We start from the raw sequence: 15,335 nt of genomic DNA, 5'->3' as shown, positions 1-15,335 counted from the left end.
TACAGTATACAGTCTGCGGCAGGCGCTTGGCGCGATGGTCGTACATCGCATGCCGAACGCTGGGGGGTTGTACGTCGTATGTCCTACGCAATACGCAAAACGCAAGACGCCCCCTGCTCCTACAACAACTCCTTCACCGCTTGCGTGAACACCTCCGTATGCCGGTCCACGTGCTCCTCGAGCGTCGCCGGGGACATCAGCGCCATGTTGTGGAAGGGGGTGAGCAGGACGCCGCGGTTGAGCATGTAGAGGTGGATGAAGGGGTCGAGGTCGGGGTCCTGGCCGGCCAGGGCCTCGGAGCCGTTCTTGGCGGGGTTGGGGCGGAAGAGGTACTCGACGCGGCAGCCCACGCGGGTGACGTGCCAGGGGAGCTTGTGCTTGGCGATCACGCCCTTCACGCCCCACTCCAGCCGCTCGGCCAGCGCGATCATGCGCTCGTAGGCCTCCTCGGTGAGGACGTGCTCGAGGGTGGCCCGCATCGCCGCCAGCGAGAGCGCGTTGGCGGCCAGGGTGCCGCCGATGCCGCCGGTGTCGGCGTAGGGGGGCTGGATGACCGCGTGCGCCTTGCGCCCGAGTTCCTCGGTGAAGCCGTACGCGGCGGCGGGGATGCCGCTCGCCAGCGGCTTGCCCACGGTGAGCAGGTCGGGCTCGAGGCCGTGCTTGCGGGTGTAGCCCCCCGGTCCCGCCGAGAGGGTGTGGGTCTCGTCGAGGATCAGCAGGGTGCCATATTTGCGGGTCAGCTCGCGCAGGGCCTGATGGTAGCCCGGCTCGGGGTGCACGATGCCCACGTTGGTCATCACCGGCTCGGCCAGCACCGCGGCCACGTCACCGGGGGCTAGGGCGGCCTCGAGGGCCTCCACGTCGTTCCACTCCACCACCTTGGAGGTGAGGGTAGGGTCGACCTGCGGCCCGATGTTGCCGGGGCGGCTCCGGGCCTCGCCGCCCACCAGGCTCACGTAGGCCTCGTCTACGGTGCCGTGGTAGCAGCCGTTGAACACCAGCACCTTGGGGCGAGCGGTGACGGCGCGGGCCAGCCGCAGCGCGAAGCGGTTGGCGTCGGTGGCGCTGAGGGCGAACTGCCAGTACTTCAGGCCGAAGCGGCGCTGCAACTCCTCGGCCACCCAGAAGGCGTTCTCGCTGGGCAGCATGGTGGTGATACCCTTGGCGAGCTGCTCGGTGATCTTGGGCAGCACGGCGGGCGGGGAGTGCCCGGTCATGGCCCCGGTGTCGCCCAGGCAGAGGTCGACGTACTCCAGCCCGTCCACGTCGCGGAAGGTGGCCCCTCTGGCCTCGGCCACGAAGAGCGGGAAGCCGCCGGGCCAGCGGGTCATCCAGTGCATGGGGACCCCGGCCAGCAGGGAGTTTTTGGCCCGTTGGTAGAGTTCGAAGGAGCGCGGGTGATGCTCGGCGAAGCGCTTCTGCTCGCTCTGCATTAGGGCTTTCACGCGGTCGCGGTCAATCTGAACCGGATGGGTCATGATGGGTTCCTCACAGGGATTTGCTCGATTTCCAGCCCAGGCGGGCATGGGCTATCCTAAGCGGTCTGGTAGCACGGCGAGTTTGATCCATTGCGTTTTGCGTTTAGCCCAAATCCTCCCCCCCGACCGTGGCTCGGTGAACCGAGAGGCTTTCGATCTTCGCTAAGTCACCCTCCAGGATCACCAAATCGGCCCACTTGCCCTCCTCCAAGCTCCCTCGGTTTCCCTGGTCGCCTTGGGCGATGGCCCCGCCCATCGTGTAGGCCCAGAGGGATTGCTCGAGGCTCACCTCGTTCCCCGCACAGAGGGGCTCTTTGAGCGCCGCGCGGAGGCCTGTGAGTGGGTCAACTTGCCGAACCACGGGGCCGTCACTGGAAAACGCCACGGTAAGCCCTGCGGCGAACATAGCCCGCAGGTTGTAGCAGCGGCAGCGCATGGCCTCGGGCAGGTACTTGAGGAAGTTGGCGCGCAGCTCGTGGAGGAACACCGGCTGGGGCACGACGATCACGCCGAGCCGCCGGGCGAGCTCGAGGTGTTCCTCCCCCGCCAGCCCGAAGTGCTCGATGCGGTGCCGGGGTCCGGGAGAGTCCCGGTAAAGCCGCCCGTACACCTCCAAAACCTGGTCCAGCGCCCGGTCCCCGATGGCGTGGGTGCCGATGCGGAAGCCCTGGCGGTGGGCCTCGAGGGCCAGCGCGTAGAGTTCTTCGGTCTCGAAGCGGAGCACGCCCTGGTTAGGGCCTTGGGTGTTGCGGTAGGGAACGCTCACTGCAGCGGTGGCCCCCGAAAGCCCCCCGTCGGCGAAGAACTTCACCGAGTCGCAGCGCAGGAAGTCGGAGCGGTGCTTTTCGGGCAGGGGGAAGGTCTCGCTGCCCCCGTCCGGGCGGCGGATGTAGAGCAGGTTGACCCGGATGGGCAGCTTTCCGGCGGCGTCCAGGGCGCGGTAGGCCGCGTAGAGCGGTGGGTCCACGGCGGGGTCGGTGGCGCTGGTGATGCCCAGCGACTTCAGGTGCTCCAGCCCCGCCAGCACCCAGCGCTCGTAGTCGGCCTGGGTGGGCGCGGGCATGGCCTTGAACACCAGCCCGTAGGCCGTCTCGTAGAGGAGGCCGCGTCCGAAGTCGATCTCCCCGCCCGGCACGTGGGTCTCGGGGGTGACCCCCGCCGCCTGTAGGGCTGGGGTGTTCACGGCGTGGATGTGGGCGCAGGTGCGCGTCAGCAGCACCGGGTTGCGTGGGGCGATGGCATCGAGGGTCGAGCGGTCGGGCCAGCCGCCCAGGCGGGCCTCGTTCCAGCCGCGCCCCCACAGCCACTCGCCGGGGCGCAGGGTCCTGGCCCGCTCCCGGACCGCCGCATAAAATGCCTCCAAGCTCTCCACGCCCCGCAGGTCGAGCAGGGTGGTGCGCAGTTGCCCCACCTTCCACACGTGCACGTGCGCGTCGTTGAAGCCGGGCAGCAGGGTCTGGCCCTCGAGGTCCACCCGCCGCGTGGTGGGGGAGAGGAGGGGCTCGAGCTCGCTCATCCGCCCCGCCGCCAGGACGCGCCCCTCGCGCAGCGCGAGGGCCTCGAGCCCCTCGAGCTCGCCGGGCGCGGGGCCAGGGTTGAGGATGGTGCCCCCATGGATCAGGGTGTCAGCTTTCACGGGCAACCTCCGGTTGCGTCGAGGGTCGAGGGCTAAGGTGAAGGCGTTTGGCGTCTGGCGTTTGGCGTACGACGTACGCCCCGCGTTTTGCGTTTAGCGTCTTGCGTTTTGCGTTCACAAACCCACCTCCGGGTTCCGCCACACGATGAACACCCCGTAATTCGCGCAACTGGCGTCCTCGAGGTAGTCCGGGATAATGCCCCACACCGCGTAACCCCGCCTGAGCTGGATCGAGAGCACCGGGTCGAAGAGCTCGCCCCGCACCACGCGCTGCACGTACTGCTCGATGGGCATCTGCTCGCGGTAGGCCCCGTAGCCCTTGGGCATGGCCCCGGCCACGTGGCCCCTGAGCCCCAGGCGGCGGATGAGCCGGTGGCGGGCGGTGTAGAGCAGCGTGGAGAGGCCGTGGCCGCGGAACTCGGGGTGTACGCCGATGTCGGCGCCGTAGAGCCAGTCGCCCTGGGGGTCGTGGGTGGTGAGGTAGTTGCCGCCCACGGCCTCGAGGTACTTGTGGGCGAAGTGGGCGAAGTCCACCTTGGCGCGCAGGTCGGTGGAGCAGGCCACCACCCGCCCCGTGGCCACCTCGAGCACCGCGTGCTGCCCCTCGGGGAAGATGCGCATCTGCGAGAGGTAGTGCTCGGCCCGCATGCGCTCGTGGGGGGCGAGGTCGGGGAAGGAGGCGGCCTGGATGGCCTCGAGGTGGGGGGCCATCCAGGGTTCGCTGTGTACCACCGCGAAGCGCTGGTCATGGCTTTGCAGGATCACGTTCATCGCACCTAGACCATAACCTTTAGCGGCTCTTGATTTGCGTCCAACATCTGTTCATCGGTGGGCCAGACCGCAGGGTTGTTGAGGAGTTCCGGCTTCGGCGTTGGGGGTGGCCAGCGTATTGCGCCTGGCGTTTGGCATTTTGCCTCCTCACGCCGTCGCCGCCATCGCTTGGTGGGTGGTGCGGATAGCGTTCGCCACGACCTCCAAGGCTTCCCGAAGCATATCTTCGGGAATGTCCAGGGCGGGCAGAAAGCGGATGCAGTTGGTGTAGAGCCCGGCCCGGATCAAGATGACCCCGTTCTGGTTGGCCGCCTTGATGGTGTTCATAGTGAAGTCCGACCAGGGCTCCTTGCTGGCTTTATCCTTGACGAACTCGAGGGCCATCATCGCCCCTACCCCGCGCACGTCACCCAGCGCCACGACCTCCGACTGTATGGGCTCAAAGGTCTCCCGGACGATGCGCTCGATGTGTTGGGCGCGCTCGAGGAAGCCGGGGGACTGGAGGATCTCGAGGGCCTTCAAGGCCGCCACGCAGGCCAGGGGGTTGCCCCCGTAGGTGCTGCCCACCCCGCCTACGTGCGGGCTGTCCAGGATCTCCGCCCGGCCCGTGACCGCGCTGATGGGCATGCCCGCGCCCAGGCTCTTGGCCGAGATGATCAGGTCGGGGACGACGCCGGAGTGCTCGATGGCCCACAGCTTGCCGGTGCGGCCCGAGCCCGACTGGATCTCGTCGGCGATCATCACCGCGCCGGTTTGGTCGCAGACCTCGCGGATCTTGCGCAAAAACTCGTGGGGCACCGGGATGAAGCCGCCCTCTCCCAGCACCGGCTCGATCACGATGGCCGCCAGGGCGCTGGGGTCGATGTGGGCGGTGAGGGCGTTCTCGAGGTTCCAGCAGCTCCACTCCACGTACTCCTGGGGGGTCATGCCCTGGGGGGTGCGGTAGAGGTTGGGCAGGGGCAGCCGGTAGACCTCGGAGGCGAAGGGGCCGAAGCCCTTCTTGAACAATCCCCACTTGCTGGTCATGGCCATGGTCAGGTTGCTGCGCCCGTGATAGGCCCCCTCGAAGACGAGGATCCCGGAGCGCCCGGTGTAGCGCCGGGCGAACTTGACCGCGTTCTCCACCGCCTCGGCCCCGCCGCTGCTGAGCAGGGTCTTCTTGGGGAAGTCGCCGGGGGTGAGGCGGTTGAGGGCTTCGCAGAGGGCCACATAGGGCTCGTAGTTGGCCACGATGGAGCAGATGTGCAATAGTTCGTCGGCCTGGGCTTTGATGGCCTCCACCACCGCCTGTGGGGTGTGTCCCACCGCCATCATGCCGATGCCGCCGGCGAGGTCAATCAGGGTGTTGCCGTCGGCGTCTTCCACCAGCGAGCCGTGGGCTTTCTTGACCGCGATAGGGTTGGCCTGGGCCAGGGCGCTGGTCACCGCAGCGGCGCGCCTGGCGTTGAGCTCCTGGCTTTTGGGGCCAGGGATGGGGGTTTTCAGGTTGATGTAGGGCATGCTTCCTCCGTCTTTTTATGCCAAGCAGTGGGCACAGCCTGGTCATCTAATGGCCTGGCTCTGGAACGGCCTCACCAGAGGATGATCCACCATGGAGCATCAGTACAGGGAATCAAGCAAGGTGAGCCCCAAGGTTTACGGCGGAGGAATGCAAGCCTTTTGGACGTCCATATCGCCCCTAGCGGCTCTTGACCGCGGTCCACACCTCGTCGTATAGGCGGGTATCTTTGCCCAGGTCCAGGACGAACTCGAGCTTCTCCATCACCTTGGCGTCGGGGTAGATGGCGGGGTTTTTGCGGTCGGCGGGGTTGATATAGGGTAGGGCGGCTTTGTTGGGGGTGGCGTAGCGGTTGAAGTTGGAGAGCCGGGCCCCGATCTTGGGGTCGAGGATGAAGTTGATGAATTTGTGGGCCGCCTCGGGGTTGGGGGCTTTAGCGGGGATGGCCAGGTTGTCCACAAAGAGGGCCGCGCCCTCCTGCGGCACCACGAAGCCCACCTTGTCGTTTTCCGCGGCAGCCTTGATGGCATCGCCGTTGTAGACCACCGCGTAGGTCGCGGTTCCCGCCACCAGGCGGTTCTTGGCCCCCACGCCGCCTTCAAAACCCAGGAAGCGGCTGCTCTTTTTCGCCTCGAGCAGCACTTTACCGGCGGCTTGTACTTGCTTGGGGTCTTTGCTGTTGATGCTGTACCCCAAATAGCGTAAGGCGCCGCCCATCATCTCCCGGATCGAGTCCATCAGCACGAAGGGCCCGCTCCCGCCCGGCCCCAGGATCACGCCCCAGCTTTTGGGGGTTGGGACCCGGTCCTTGCGGTACATGATCCCCGACATCCCCCACTGGTAGGCCGCGCTGTAGCGGTTGCCGGGGTCGTACGGGGGGTTGGCGAATTTGGGGTCGAGGTTCTTCAAGTTGGGGAGCTTGCTCTTGTCGAAAGGTTGGATCAGCTTGAGCTGGATCAGGGTGGGGATGATGTAATCGCCGGGCACGATCACGTCGTACTGGCTCACCCCTCCGGCTTGCAGCTTGGCCAGCATGTCCTCGTTGGATTCGTAGAGGTCTACCCGCACCTTGATGCCAGTCTGCTGGGTGAATTCCTCCAGGAGCTTGGGGTCTATGTACTCCGACCAGATAAATAGCCGCAGTTCCTTGTTTTGGGCGAAGGCCAAAGACATCAAAGCCAGGGCTAGCAGGATCAGGGTTCGCTGCACAGTTACCTCCGTCAAGGGTGGATTCAAGCGGCCCGGCGGCTCAGCCGTTCCGACAGGAGCACCAAAAGCACCGTCACCAGGAAGATGAGGGTCGAGAGCGCGTGAATCTCCGGCGTGACCCCTCGCCGTACCGAGGCGTAGATGAACAGCGGGAGGGTCTGCGAGGTCGGCCCGGCGGTGAAGAAGCTGATCACGAAGTCATCGAGGGAGAGGGTAAAGGCCAGCATGGCCCCGGCCACGATCCCTGGGGCCAGAAGGGGTAAGAGCACCCGGCGCAGGTAGTAGCTGTAATTGGCGTAGAGGTCCCGGGCCGCCTCGTCCAGGTCGCGGCCCAGGCTGCGCAAGCGGCTTTGCACCACCAGCGCCACGAAGGCGATCTGGAAGGTGACGTGCCCGATGATCATCGAGACCATCCCCAGCTCGAAAATCCCGGAGATCAGCCGCAAAAAGCTGAACGCCACCACCAGGGCTGCCGCCAGGATGATGTCTGGGGTGACCACCGGCAAGTAGAGCAGGTTGTCGAGAAAGGTCCGCGCCCGCCGGGTCCAGGGGTAGCGCTCGAGGGCGATGGCCAGCATGGTGCCCAGCACGGTGGCGATCAGGGTTGAGGCCACCGCCAGCACCAGCGTGTTGCGCGCGGCCTCGAGGATCTGGTCGTTTTGGAAGAGCCCTACGTACCACTTCCAGCTAAAACCGCCCCACTCGAGCCCGTAGCGGGTGGTGTTCACCGAGAACACCGCCACCGCCAGCATGGGCAAGTACAAAAAGGCCAGCGTCAAGACGGCGGTGATGCCTAAGGCGGGGGGAAGGCGGCTCATAAAGAGCCTCCGGCTGTGCCGAGGGCCAAGGCGTCTTGCCTCTTGCGCTTTGCGTCTGGCGTAGGACGTACGACGTACGACGCATAACCCGCGTTTAGCGTCTTGCGTTCAGCGTTCAGCGTCATACCAGATCCACCTCCTTTCCGCTGCGCCGGTAGATTTGCAGGGCGATGAGGGTCAGCAACACCAATCCCAGGCTGAGAGCGGCCCCGAAGGGCCAGTCACGGCTGGAAAAGAACTGCTGCTGAATGAGGTTCCCCACCAGCAGGTACTTGGCCCCGCCCAACAGGTCGGGCACCACGAACATGCCCATGGCCGGGATGAAGGTGAGGATGACCCCCACCGTGAGGCCCGGCAGGGTTTGCGGCAGGATGGCCTGGAAGAACACCCGGCTGCGGCTGCCGTAAAGGTCCTGGGCGGCTTCCACCAAACTCCAGTCCAACCGCTCGACCGAGGAGTACAAGGGAAGCACCACAAAGGGCAGGAAGGCCGAGACCATGCCCACGTACACCGCGAAGGAGCTGGGATTGAGCGCGGTCCCTGGCTCGATCAGGTGGAGGGCGGCGGCGATTTGGGCGAAGGGCAGCTGCGGGGCGAACAGGAGCTGCCAGGCGTAGGTGCGGATGACCAGGTTGGTCCAGAAAGGGATGATGACCAACGCCAGCCACACGTAGCGCTGGTGGAGCTTGCGGCTGGCGATGAAGAAGGCCAGCGGGTAGGCCAGCAGTACCGAGATCAGGGTGGTTATGAAGGCCACCCAGACGGTGCGGGCCAGGATGATCAGGTTGTCCGGGCTCCAGCCAAAGATGCCGTAGCCGAGGAGCCTAGAGAGGTTTTCCAGGCTGAAGTTCCAGAGGATCTCCCCGAAACTCCCCCGCTCGGCAAAGGCCACCGCTACCAGGGCTAGGCCCGGCAGGATCAGGAAAACCAGCAACCACAGCAAAGCCGGCAGCAGGAACATCAACCCCCGCCGGAGAATCGAGCCCGCCGTGCCGAGTTCGCCGTACCAGACCAGAAGGCGGTTCATGCATACCTCCGACAAGGTGCTGGATGTAAAGCGCAGCCGCTTCCCAGGCGCTTTGCGGTTTGCGTCTTGCGTTTAGCCTCAATCATCCAGTACCACCAGCCCCTCGGGTGGCAGTCCGGCCCATACCTCTTGGCCAGGGGAGAGCGGAGGGTAAGGCGCGGTGCGCACCCGTAAGTTCCCGGGCTCGAGCCAGACCTCTTGGTGCGACCCCCGGTAGACTACGTCGCGCACCCGCGCCGCCACCCCGTTGAGGGGCGGCGGGGTGGGGCAGATCTGCACTCGCTCGGGGCGGATGGCCAAAGTTCCCTCGCTCCAGGGCAGCGGGCGCGCTACCTGGAGGGGTCCCAAAGGGGTTTCCGCCCCGCTGCCGCTCTTCTTGGCCGGGATCAGGTTGGCGGTTCCTAAAAACTCGGCCACGAAGCGGGTTTTGGGCTCGGCGTAGACTTCCTCGGGGCTTCCCACTTGCACCACCTGCCCCTCGCGCATCACCGCGACGCGGTCGGAGACCGTCATGGCCTCGTCTTGGTCGTGGGTGACCAGGATGAAGGTGGTACCCAGCGAACGCTGCAGGCGGCGCAAGCCCACCTGCACCTCGGCGCGCAGCTTGGCGTCGAGGGCGCTCATCGGCTCGTCCAACAGCAGCACCTCGGGTTCGTTGACCAAGGCCCGGGCCATGGCCACCCGCTGCTTCTGGCCGCCGGAGAGTTGATGCGGGTAACGGTTGGCCAACGCTTCGATCTGCAATAGCCCCAAGGCGTACTCCACCCGCCGCTCGACCTCGGCCTTGGGGAAACGGCGGCTCTTGAGGCCGAAGGCCACGTTCTCGAAGACGTTGAGATGGGGGAACAGGGCGTAGCTCTGAAAAACTGTGTTGATGGGGCGGCGGTTGGCCGGCCAGGCGGAGATCTCTGCCCCGTTCAGCCAGACCTTTCCTTCGTCAGGCAGCTCAAAACCCGCGATGATCCTGAGCAGGGTGGTCTTGCCGCACCCGGAAGGCCCCAGCAGGGTGAAGAACTCACCCTTTTGGATCTCCAGGCTCACCCCACGCAGCGCGGCCACTTCCCCGAAGCGCTTGACCACCTCCCGCACCGATAAGCTCCCGGTGGCCGCCTGATCCTGGAGGTTCGCGGGTATAGACACAGCCATTAGATTAGCTCCTTATCACCGCATCCACGGCTGGCGGCTTGTGGCAACCGCAACCTCATGCGGTCGCCGCCTCGAGGCTGTGCTCGAGGATCTCCAGACCCTTGCGCACCTCGGCCTCGCTCACCACCAGCGGGACCAGACAGCGGATCACGTTGGAGTACATCCCAGCCTTCATCAGGAGCAGTCCGCGCTCGCGGGCCGCATCGAAGACCCGGGTGGTGAGGGCGGGGTCGGGGGCTTTGCTTTGGCGGTCCTTGACGAGCTCCATGGCGACCATCGGCCCCAGGCCGCGCACGTCGCCGATCTGAGGGAAGCGGCGTTGAAGTTTGCCGAAGCCCTCGTGCAGGATCTCGCCCAGCCGCTGGCCCCGCTCCAGGAGCTGCTCCTCCTCGAAGACCTCGAGCACCGCCAGCCCCGCCGCGCAGGCTAAGGGGTTCCCGGCGAAAGTGCCGCCCAGCCCGCCGGGCAGGGGCGCGTCCATGATCTCGGCCTTGCCCAGCACCCCGGCGATGGGCAGCCCCCCGCCGATGCTCTTGGCGAAGGTGATCAGGTCGGGTTCGACCCCCGCGTGCTCGATGGCCCAGAACTTGCCGGTGCGCCCGATGCCGCTTTGGATCTCGTCGTCGATCAAGACGATGCCGTGTTGTTGGGTGAGGGCCCGCAGCGAGCGCAAAAACGCCGCTGGGGCGGGGACGAAGCCCCCCTCGCCTAGCTGCGGCTCGATGATGAGGGCTGCTACCCGCTCCGGCGAGACCTCGGTGTCGAAGAGTTCTTGCAGCGCCTCGAGGGCGGTTTGGGTATCTACTCCTCGGTATTCGTAAGGATAAGGCGCATGGTAGACCTCGGGGGCGAAGGGGCCGAAGTTCTGGCGATAGGGCTGGGATTTGCCGGTGAGGGTCAGGCCCATCAGGGTGCGCCCGTGGAAGCTGTGCCGGAAGGCGATTACCGCAGGTCGCCCCGTGTAGGCTCGGGCGATTTTGATGGCGTTCTCGGTGGCCTCGGCCCCGGTGGTCACGAAAAAGGCTTTTTTCTCGGCATCACCGGGGGCGCTTTGGCAGAGTTTTTCCGCCAGCCGGATATAGCCCTCGTAGGCCGTGACCTGAAAGCAGGTGTGGCTGAAGCGCTCGAGCTGGGCCTTGACCGCCGCCACCACCCGCGGGTGGTTGTGCCCCACGTTCAGCACCCCGATCCCACCGATCCAGTCCAGATATTCCCGCCCGTCCACGTCCCAGATTTTTCCTCCTAGCGCCCGCTCCGCCACGACAGGGTGGACCTGGGAGACCCCGCGTGGGACGACCTTTTGTCGCAACTCCAACAAGGCCTGATTGCGCGATTCGGTGGTTGGCATGGCTCCCCTTTCCGCGGCAACGTTGGAAATAGCGTTTACGGCTACCCCCTAACCGATACCTACAGAAGAACGCTTCAAGCCTAAAGCTTGAGATGGAGGTCTGACAATTGGAATTGTGCAGGGTGAGGTATCTAAATAACCGATAGCTATCCGGGCGTACCCTACGGGGCCCCTAATCCTGCCTTGGTACCCCATTCTCCCTCCGCTTCTGACTACAATCGATTAAGTAATGGGACGGTTGATTCACGGCCTTGCCGCAGCGGGAAGTTTGCGCGTCCTGGCCGCCGACACCACCGATATTACCGAAGAGGCCCGGCAGCGCCATGGCCTTTCCGCTACCGCCACCGCCGCGCTGGGCCGTGCGATGACGGGCGGGTTGTTGCTGGCTTTTCTGCTTTCCAAGACCCCGCGCGAGCGGGTGGACCTGCGCTTCGATGGGGACGGACCGCTGGGGGGGTTGATCGTGGACGCTGGGCCGGATGGTACGGTGCGGGCCTACGCCAAAAACCCTCGGGCTGAGCTTCCTCTACGCCGCGACGGCAAGCTCAACGTGGGTGCCCTGGTCGGGAAGGGGCAGCTGCGGGTAAGCCGAGCCCTGTCCAACGGCGAAATCTACGACTCCGCCACCGAGCTCGTCTCCGGTGAGATCGCCGAAGACCTAGCGCACTATCTCTGGCAGTCCGAACAGGTGCCCTCGGCGGTGCTCTTAGGGGTACGGGTACACGGGGATGGCCGCGTGCAGGTGGCGGGTGGAGTGATCGTCCAGGTGATGCCGGAAGCTTCGCAGGCAGTAATCGACGCGCTCGAGGCCAACCTGAGACGGCTGGGCGGGATCACCCCGCTTTTGGCTGAGCACGGCATGGAGCGTACCGTGGAAATCCTGCTCAAGGGGCTAGACTACACCCGTACCGACCTGAGGGCGTTGGGCTTTGAGGGCAACTACATCCCGCTCCAATTTCGGTGTACCTGTAGCCAACAGAAAGCTCGCGAGGCGCTGATCTTTTTTGATCGCGGCGAGCGCGAAGAGATGATCACCAAGGACGGCGGGGCGGAGGCGGTGTGTCATTGGTGCAACCAGCGCTACTGGATCACCCCCGAGGAAATCCGTTCGTTGGCCGAGCCCTCTACCGGCGGTGAGGTGCGCTGTCCAGACTGCGGAACGCTGTGGTACTTCCAGACCGCTGCGGGCCTCGAGGTGCACCACGACGGTGAAACCTGTACCTGTGGCCGGAGGGTTCGGCGGGACGAGGGCCCCCGGGCCTAAACAAAGCGGGCTTGGGGATAGCCACGGGTCACCCCGGCTTTGAAGCGCTCGTATTCTTGCTCCGGCACCAGGGCGACGATGGCCCCACCGAAACCTGCCCCAGTGAGCCGCGCCCCAACGGCACCGTTTTGCATAGCCAGCTCTACCAGCTGGTCAAGCTCGGGAATCGAGACTTCATAATCATCGCGCAGCGAACGGTGCGAGGCCAGCATAAGTTCGCCCAAGCGTTCGATGTCTCCCTGCTCGAGCGCTCTGACCCCCTCGAGCACCCGGGTGTTCTCGGTAACGACATGGCGGGCGCGACGGTCGAGCGGGGGGGGCAGGGCCTCGATTTGGTCCATCCGGTCCAGCCCCACATCGCGCAGGGCTTTCACCCCTAAGAGGCGGGCAGCCTCCTCGCACTGGGAGCGACGTTCGTTGTACCCGGCCTCGGCCAGGCGGCGGGGTACGGCGGAGTCCACCACCGCCACTTTGTACCCCCTGGGGAGCGGCACCAATTGGTGGGCGAGGGTGCGGGTATCCAGGAATAACGCCTCTCCCGGCTGGCCCAGCGAACTCGCCATCTGGTCCATGATCCCTACCCGTACCCCCACGTATTCGGCTTCGGCCTGTTGGGCTAGCCGGGCGATCTGCTTGTCGTCGAGGGGAAGCCGATACAGCGCCCGGAGAGCCCGCAGGGTGGCGACCTCGAGCGCGGCCGAGCTGGAAAGACCAGCCCCCATCGGTACTTCGCTGCGCACGTAGAAGCGCCCACCGGGGATCCGGTGGCCTGCCTTATGCAGCACCCAGACGCACCCCGCCAGGTAGTCGAGCCAGTCTCCTTGTCTGCCCTCCTCCAGGGAGCGAGAACGAGTTTCGCCGAAGTTCTCGGCGTAGCCTTCGATACGGCCCTCGAGCGCTCCCACCTCGACATAGGTGAAGTAGGGCAGCGGGGTAGGGAGGACGAAGCCGTCGTTATAGTCGGTGTGTTCACCCAGCAGGTTGACCCGGCCCGGGGCCTGGGCGCTGGCCTCCGGGGGGGTGCCGAAGCGGTCTTTGAAATCCATAGGCTTGCCTATCCTTCCAGCAGGCCGGGCCTTGACCGCCCCTCCACCTCGACCGTGGGCCAGCGGGGGTCTAAGGTGAGGTTCTCCAGGCCATTCTCACCGATCAAAAAGGTGTCCTCTACCTTGGCCCCCCTCAGGCTGGGGTTCCAGGCTACGGCCATGGCGGGCTCGAGGACGGTCAGGTTGCTCGGGGTGGCCAGCATCTCGCGCGGCTTATAACCGGTAAGCCCACCCTGGTGGTGTTCTTCGAGGGCTTCGGGGTGTCCGATGTCGGTATAGGCTTGCTGCAAAGCGAGGAAAACTTCCGCCAAGGTTTTGCCGGGCGCCGTGCAGCTAAGAGCGGCCGCCTCCACCTGCAAAACGCGATCCATGAGCGCCCGCGCCTGGCGGTGTCCCCAGGTCTTGACCCGGGTGACGTTGGCGATCAACCCTGCACGCCGTCCGCACAGCACGGCCATTGCTAACCGGCCGAGGGGCCGGTTCTTGGGCAGCGGATGGCGGTAGCTGAAGATGCGCTCCTCGCCTGCCGCCAACAGCACTACTGGCTGAATGCCGTAGGCATAGAGGGCGCTTGCGACTGCCCCGGCGAGTTCGGTTTCGGTCCATTCCGGTTCGGCGTCTCGCATCACTTCTCCGATTGCTCTTGCCGCGTCCTGGCCTAAAGCCCGGTAGCGCTCTTGCTCCTCGGGGCCTAACACCAGCCGCAGCAGGGTGAGGTCGTGCTCGGAGTCGTTGGGGCTAGGTAGATGGGGTGGGTTGTACCAGGGATGCGGGATGACCTCGAGCCCTGGCACCTCCTCTTCGGCCAACCGCCGCGCCTCGATGTGGGAAGTATGGAGCTTAACCGGGGCATCGGCTCCGCCGGGGACCTCGAGCCAGGCCACTGGACGGTTCACCACCACGGTGTTGTCCCCGCCCCCGCTGAGCCAGGCGAAGTTCTCCGGGTGTTGCACGAAGAAGCGCTCGAAGCCGTGCTGGTCCATCCAGGTTCGGAGTTTTTTCAGCGCTGTTGTGTTCATGTTGACCAGTGTAGGTGTAAAGGCCGCCGCTCTACCAGGCTTTGACTTCCCGTAGCGCCTTAGCGGTCTGTTCCGGGAGGGCGTCCACCGCGAAAGTCCCGGCCCCCACTTCGGTCCCGGCTAGGTATTTGAGCTTATCGCGGGTGCGCAGCGCGGCGTAGAACTCGACGTGAAAGTGGAAGGTGGCCTCCTCCCCCTTGGGCGCAGCGTGCAGGAGCATGATGTAGGGCATTGGGCGGGCGAAGAGCCGATCGTACTTCGCCACCACCTCGCCCAGAACTTGGCCAAAGCTGGCGAACTCGGCATCGCTGAAGCTCCAGGGGCCAGGGTGGAAGCGTTTGGGATAGACGAGCACCTCGTAGGGGTAGCGGGCAAAGGGCGGGACGATGGCGAGGGTGTATTCGTCTTGGCAGACCACGTAGGGTGCGGCGTGGTTCAGCAGCGAGACCAGCACCGGGCCTTCGCGGAAGCTATGGACCTCCTTTTCTATGACCGGCGGGACGAAGGGGTAGGCGTAGATCTGCCCGTGGGGATGGTGCAGCGTGACCCCAACAGCCTCACCCCGGTTTTCAAAGGGCATCACGAAGCGCACCTCCTCCCGCGCCAACAGCTCGCGGTAGCGGTCGGCCCACACCCGTACCAACAGCTCGCGGCGTTCTTGCGAGAGCGTGGCCAGGCTCCCGGTCTGCTCGGGGGTATAGACCACCACCTCGCACTCGCCCTGGGCCGGGGCTACGGGTACCGGGATCTCCCCAGGGGGTGGGCCTGGGTGCGGGGTGAGCGAGGGGAAGCGGTTGGGGAAGACCGCGATCTCGAAGGTCTCGAAGGGGATCTCGGTGGGGAAACCGCCGGGTTTGGTCGGGGAGAGCGGGTCGTACTCGGGCGGAGGGAGAAAAGTCCGGTTTTGCCGGTGGGCGGCATACACCACCCACTCCTGCCGCAGGGGGTGCCAGCGCAGGTGCGGGTGCGGAACAGGGGCTGGCTCCATCTCCTCCAACGGGGGTAGGGTATGGGGTGCGTTGCCGTAGAGGAACATCACCCGGCCATCGGCTTTTTTGAACGCGCGTTTATGCAT

The 15,335-nt window shown here is 65.5% G+C and carries 13 protein-coding genes; 1 reads left to right on the top strand and 12 read right to left on the bottom strand.

All coding sequences use genetic code 11. The features are described 5' to 3' along the window. Nucleotides 1-119 precede the first annotated feature (119 nt). The 9 genes from DNA98_RS06110 to gabT all read right to left on the bottom strand — a co-directional run bounded on the left by DNA98_RS06110 (nucleotide 120) and on the right by gabT (nucleotide 10,931). Nucleotides 120-1,478, bottom strand: coding sequence for an aspartate aminotransferase family protein (locus DNA98_RS06110; protein WP_110528314.1), 1,359 nt, complete (start codon nucleotides 1,476-1,478; stop codon nucleotides 120-122). A 103-nt stretch (nucleotides 1,479-1,581) separates the two neighbouring features. Beyond that, nucleotides 1,582-3,114, bottom strand: coding sequence for an amidohydrolase (locus DNA98_RS06105; RefSeq protein WP_174719990.1), 1,533 nt, complete (start codon nucleotides 3,112-3,114; stop codon nucleotides 1,582-1,584). 114 nt (nucleotides 3,115-3,228) lie between these two features. After that, the gene (locus DNA98_RS06100) at nucleotides 3,229-3,885 is read right to left on the bottom strand and encodes a GNAT family N-acetyltransferase (RefSeq protein WP_110527704.1); all 657 of its coding nucleotides are present in this window, start codon (nucleotides 3,883-3,885) and stop codon (nucleotides 3,229-3,231) included. 147 nt (nucleotides 3,886-4,032) lie between these two features. Continuing rightward, nucleotides 4,033-5,385, bottom strand: a complete 1,353-nt coding sequence (locus tag DNA98_RS06095) for an aspartate aminotransferase family protein (RefSeq protein ID WP_110527701.1) — start codon at nucleotides 5,383-5,385, stop codon at nucleotides 4,033-4,035. Nucleotides 5,386-5,563: 178 nt separating this feature from the next. Further along, entirely contained in the window at nucleotides 5,564-6,556 is a 993-nt protein-coding gene (locus DNA98_RS06090; protein WP_110528308.1) for a spermidine/putrescine ABC transporter substrate-binding protein, read from the bottom strand. 59 nt (nucleotides 6,557-6,615) lie between these two features. Beyond that, on the bottom strand, nucleotides 6,616-7,410 hold the full coding sequence (locus tag DNA98_RS06085; RefSeq protein ID WP_110527698.1) for an ABC transporter permease: 795 nt from the start codon (nucleotides 7,408-7,410) through the stop codon (nucleotides 6,616-6,618). 121 nt (nucleotides 7,411-7,531) lie between these two features. Continuing rightward, nucleotides 7,532-8,437, bottom strand: coding sequence for an ABC transporter permease (locus tag DNA98_RS06080; RefSeq protein WP_110527695.1), 906 nt, complete (start codon nucleotides 8,435-8,437; stop codon nucleotides 7,532-7,534). A 78-nt stretch (nucleotides 8,438-8,515) separates the two neighbouring features. Continuing rightward, complete coding sequence (locus tag DNA98_RS06075) at nucleotides 8,516-9,583, bottom strand: ABC transporter ATP-binding protein (RefSeq protein WP_110527691.1); 1,068 nt, start codon at nucleotides 9,581-9,583, stop codon at nucleotides 8,516-8,518. 55 nt (nucleotides 9,584-9,638) lie between these two features. Beyond that, a complete protein-coding gene (gene gabT / locus DNA98_RS06070) occupies nucleotides 9,639-10,931 on the bottom strand; it encodes a 4-aminobutyrate--2-oxoglutarate transaminase (protein ID WP_110527688.1) in 1,293 nt (430 codons plus the stop codon). Nucleotides 10,932-11,160: 229 nt separating this feature from the next. On the opposite strand from gabT, the gene hslO reads away from it, so the two are divergent. Then, complete coding sequence (gene hslO / locus DNA98_RS06065) at nucleotides 11,161-12,195, top strand: Hsp33 family molecular chaperone HslO (protein WP_110527685.1); 1,035 nt, start codon at nucleotides 11,161-11,163, stop codon at nucleotides 12,193-12,195. Here hslO and galK read toward each other — a convergent pair. Genes galK through galT form a run of 3 tightly spaced genes read right to left on the bottom strand, consistent with a single transcriptional unit; the run spans nucleotide 12,192 to nucleotide 15,335 of the window. Further along, nucleotides 12,192-13,241, bottom strand: coding sequence for a galactokinase (gene galK, locus DNA98_RS06060; protein ID WP_110527682.1), 1,050 nt, complete (start codon nucleotides 13,239-13,241; stop codon nucleotides 12,192-12,194). The genes hslO and galK overlap by 4 nt on opposite strands. An 8-nt stretch (nucleotides 13,242-13,249) precedes the next feature. Continuing rightward, complete coding sequence (locus tag DNA98_RS06055) at nucleotides 13,250-14,260, bottom strand: Xaa-Pro peptidase family protein (protein WP_110527679.1); 1,011 nt, start codon at nucleotides 14,258-14,260, stop codon at nucleotides 13,250-13,252. A 31-nt stretch (nucleotides 14,261-14,291) separates the two neighbouring features. Continuing rightward, nucleotides 14,292-15,335 carry a galactose-1-phosphate uridylyltransferase gene (gene galT, locus DNA98_RS06050; protein WP_110527676.1) on the bottom strand — a complete coding sequence of 348 codons (1,044 nt, stop codon included), beginning with the start codon at nucleotides 15,333-15,335 and terminating at the stop codon, nucleotides 14,292-14,294.

Origin of the sequence: Meiothermus sp. Pnk-1, from assembly GCF_003226535.1 — a bacterium.
In the GTDB taxonomy this organism is placed as follows: Bacteria; Deinococcota; Deinococci; order Deinococcales; family Thermaceae; genus Allomeiothermus.
The sequence above is the reverse complement of the archived record's forward strand: the minus strand, read 5'-3'. Positions and strand labels throughout refer to the sequence as shown.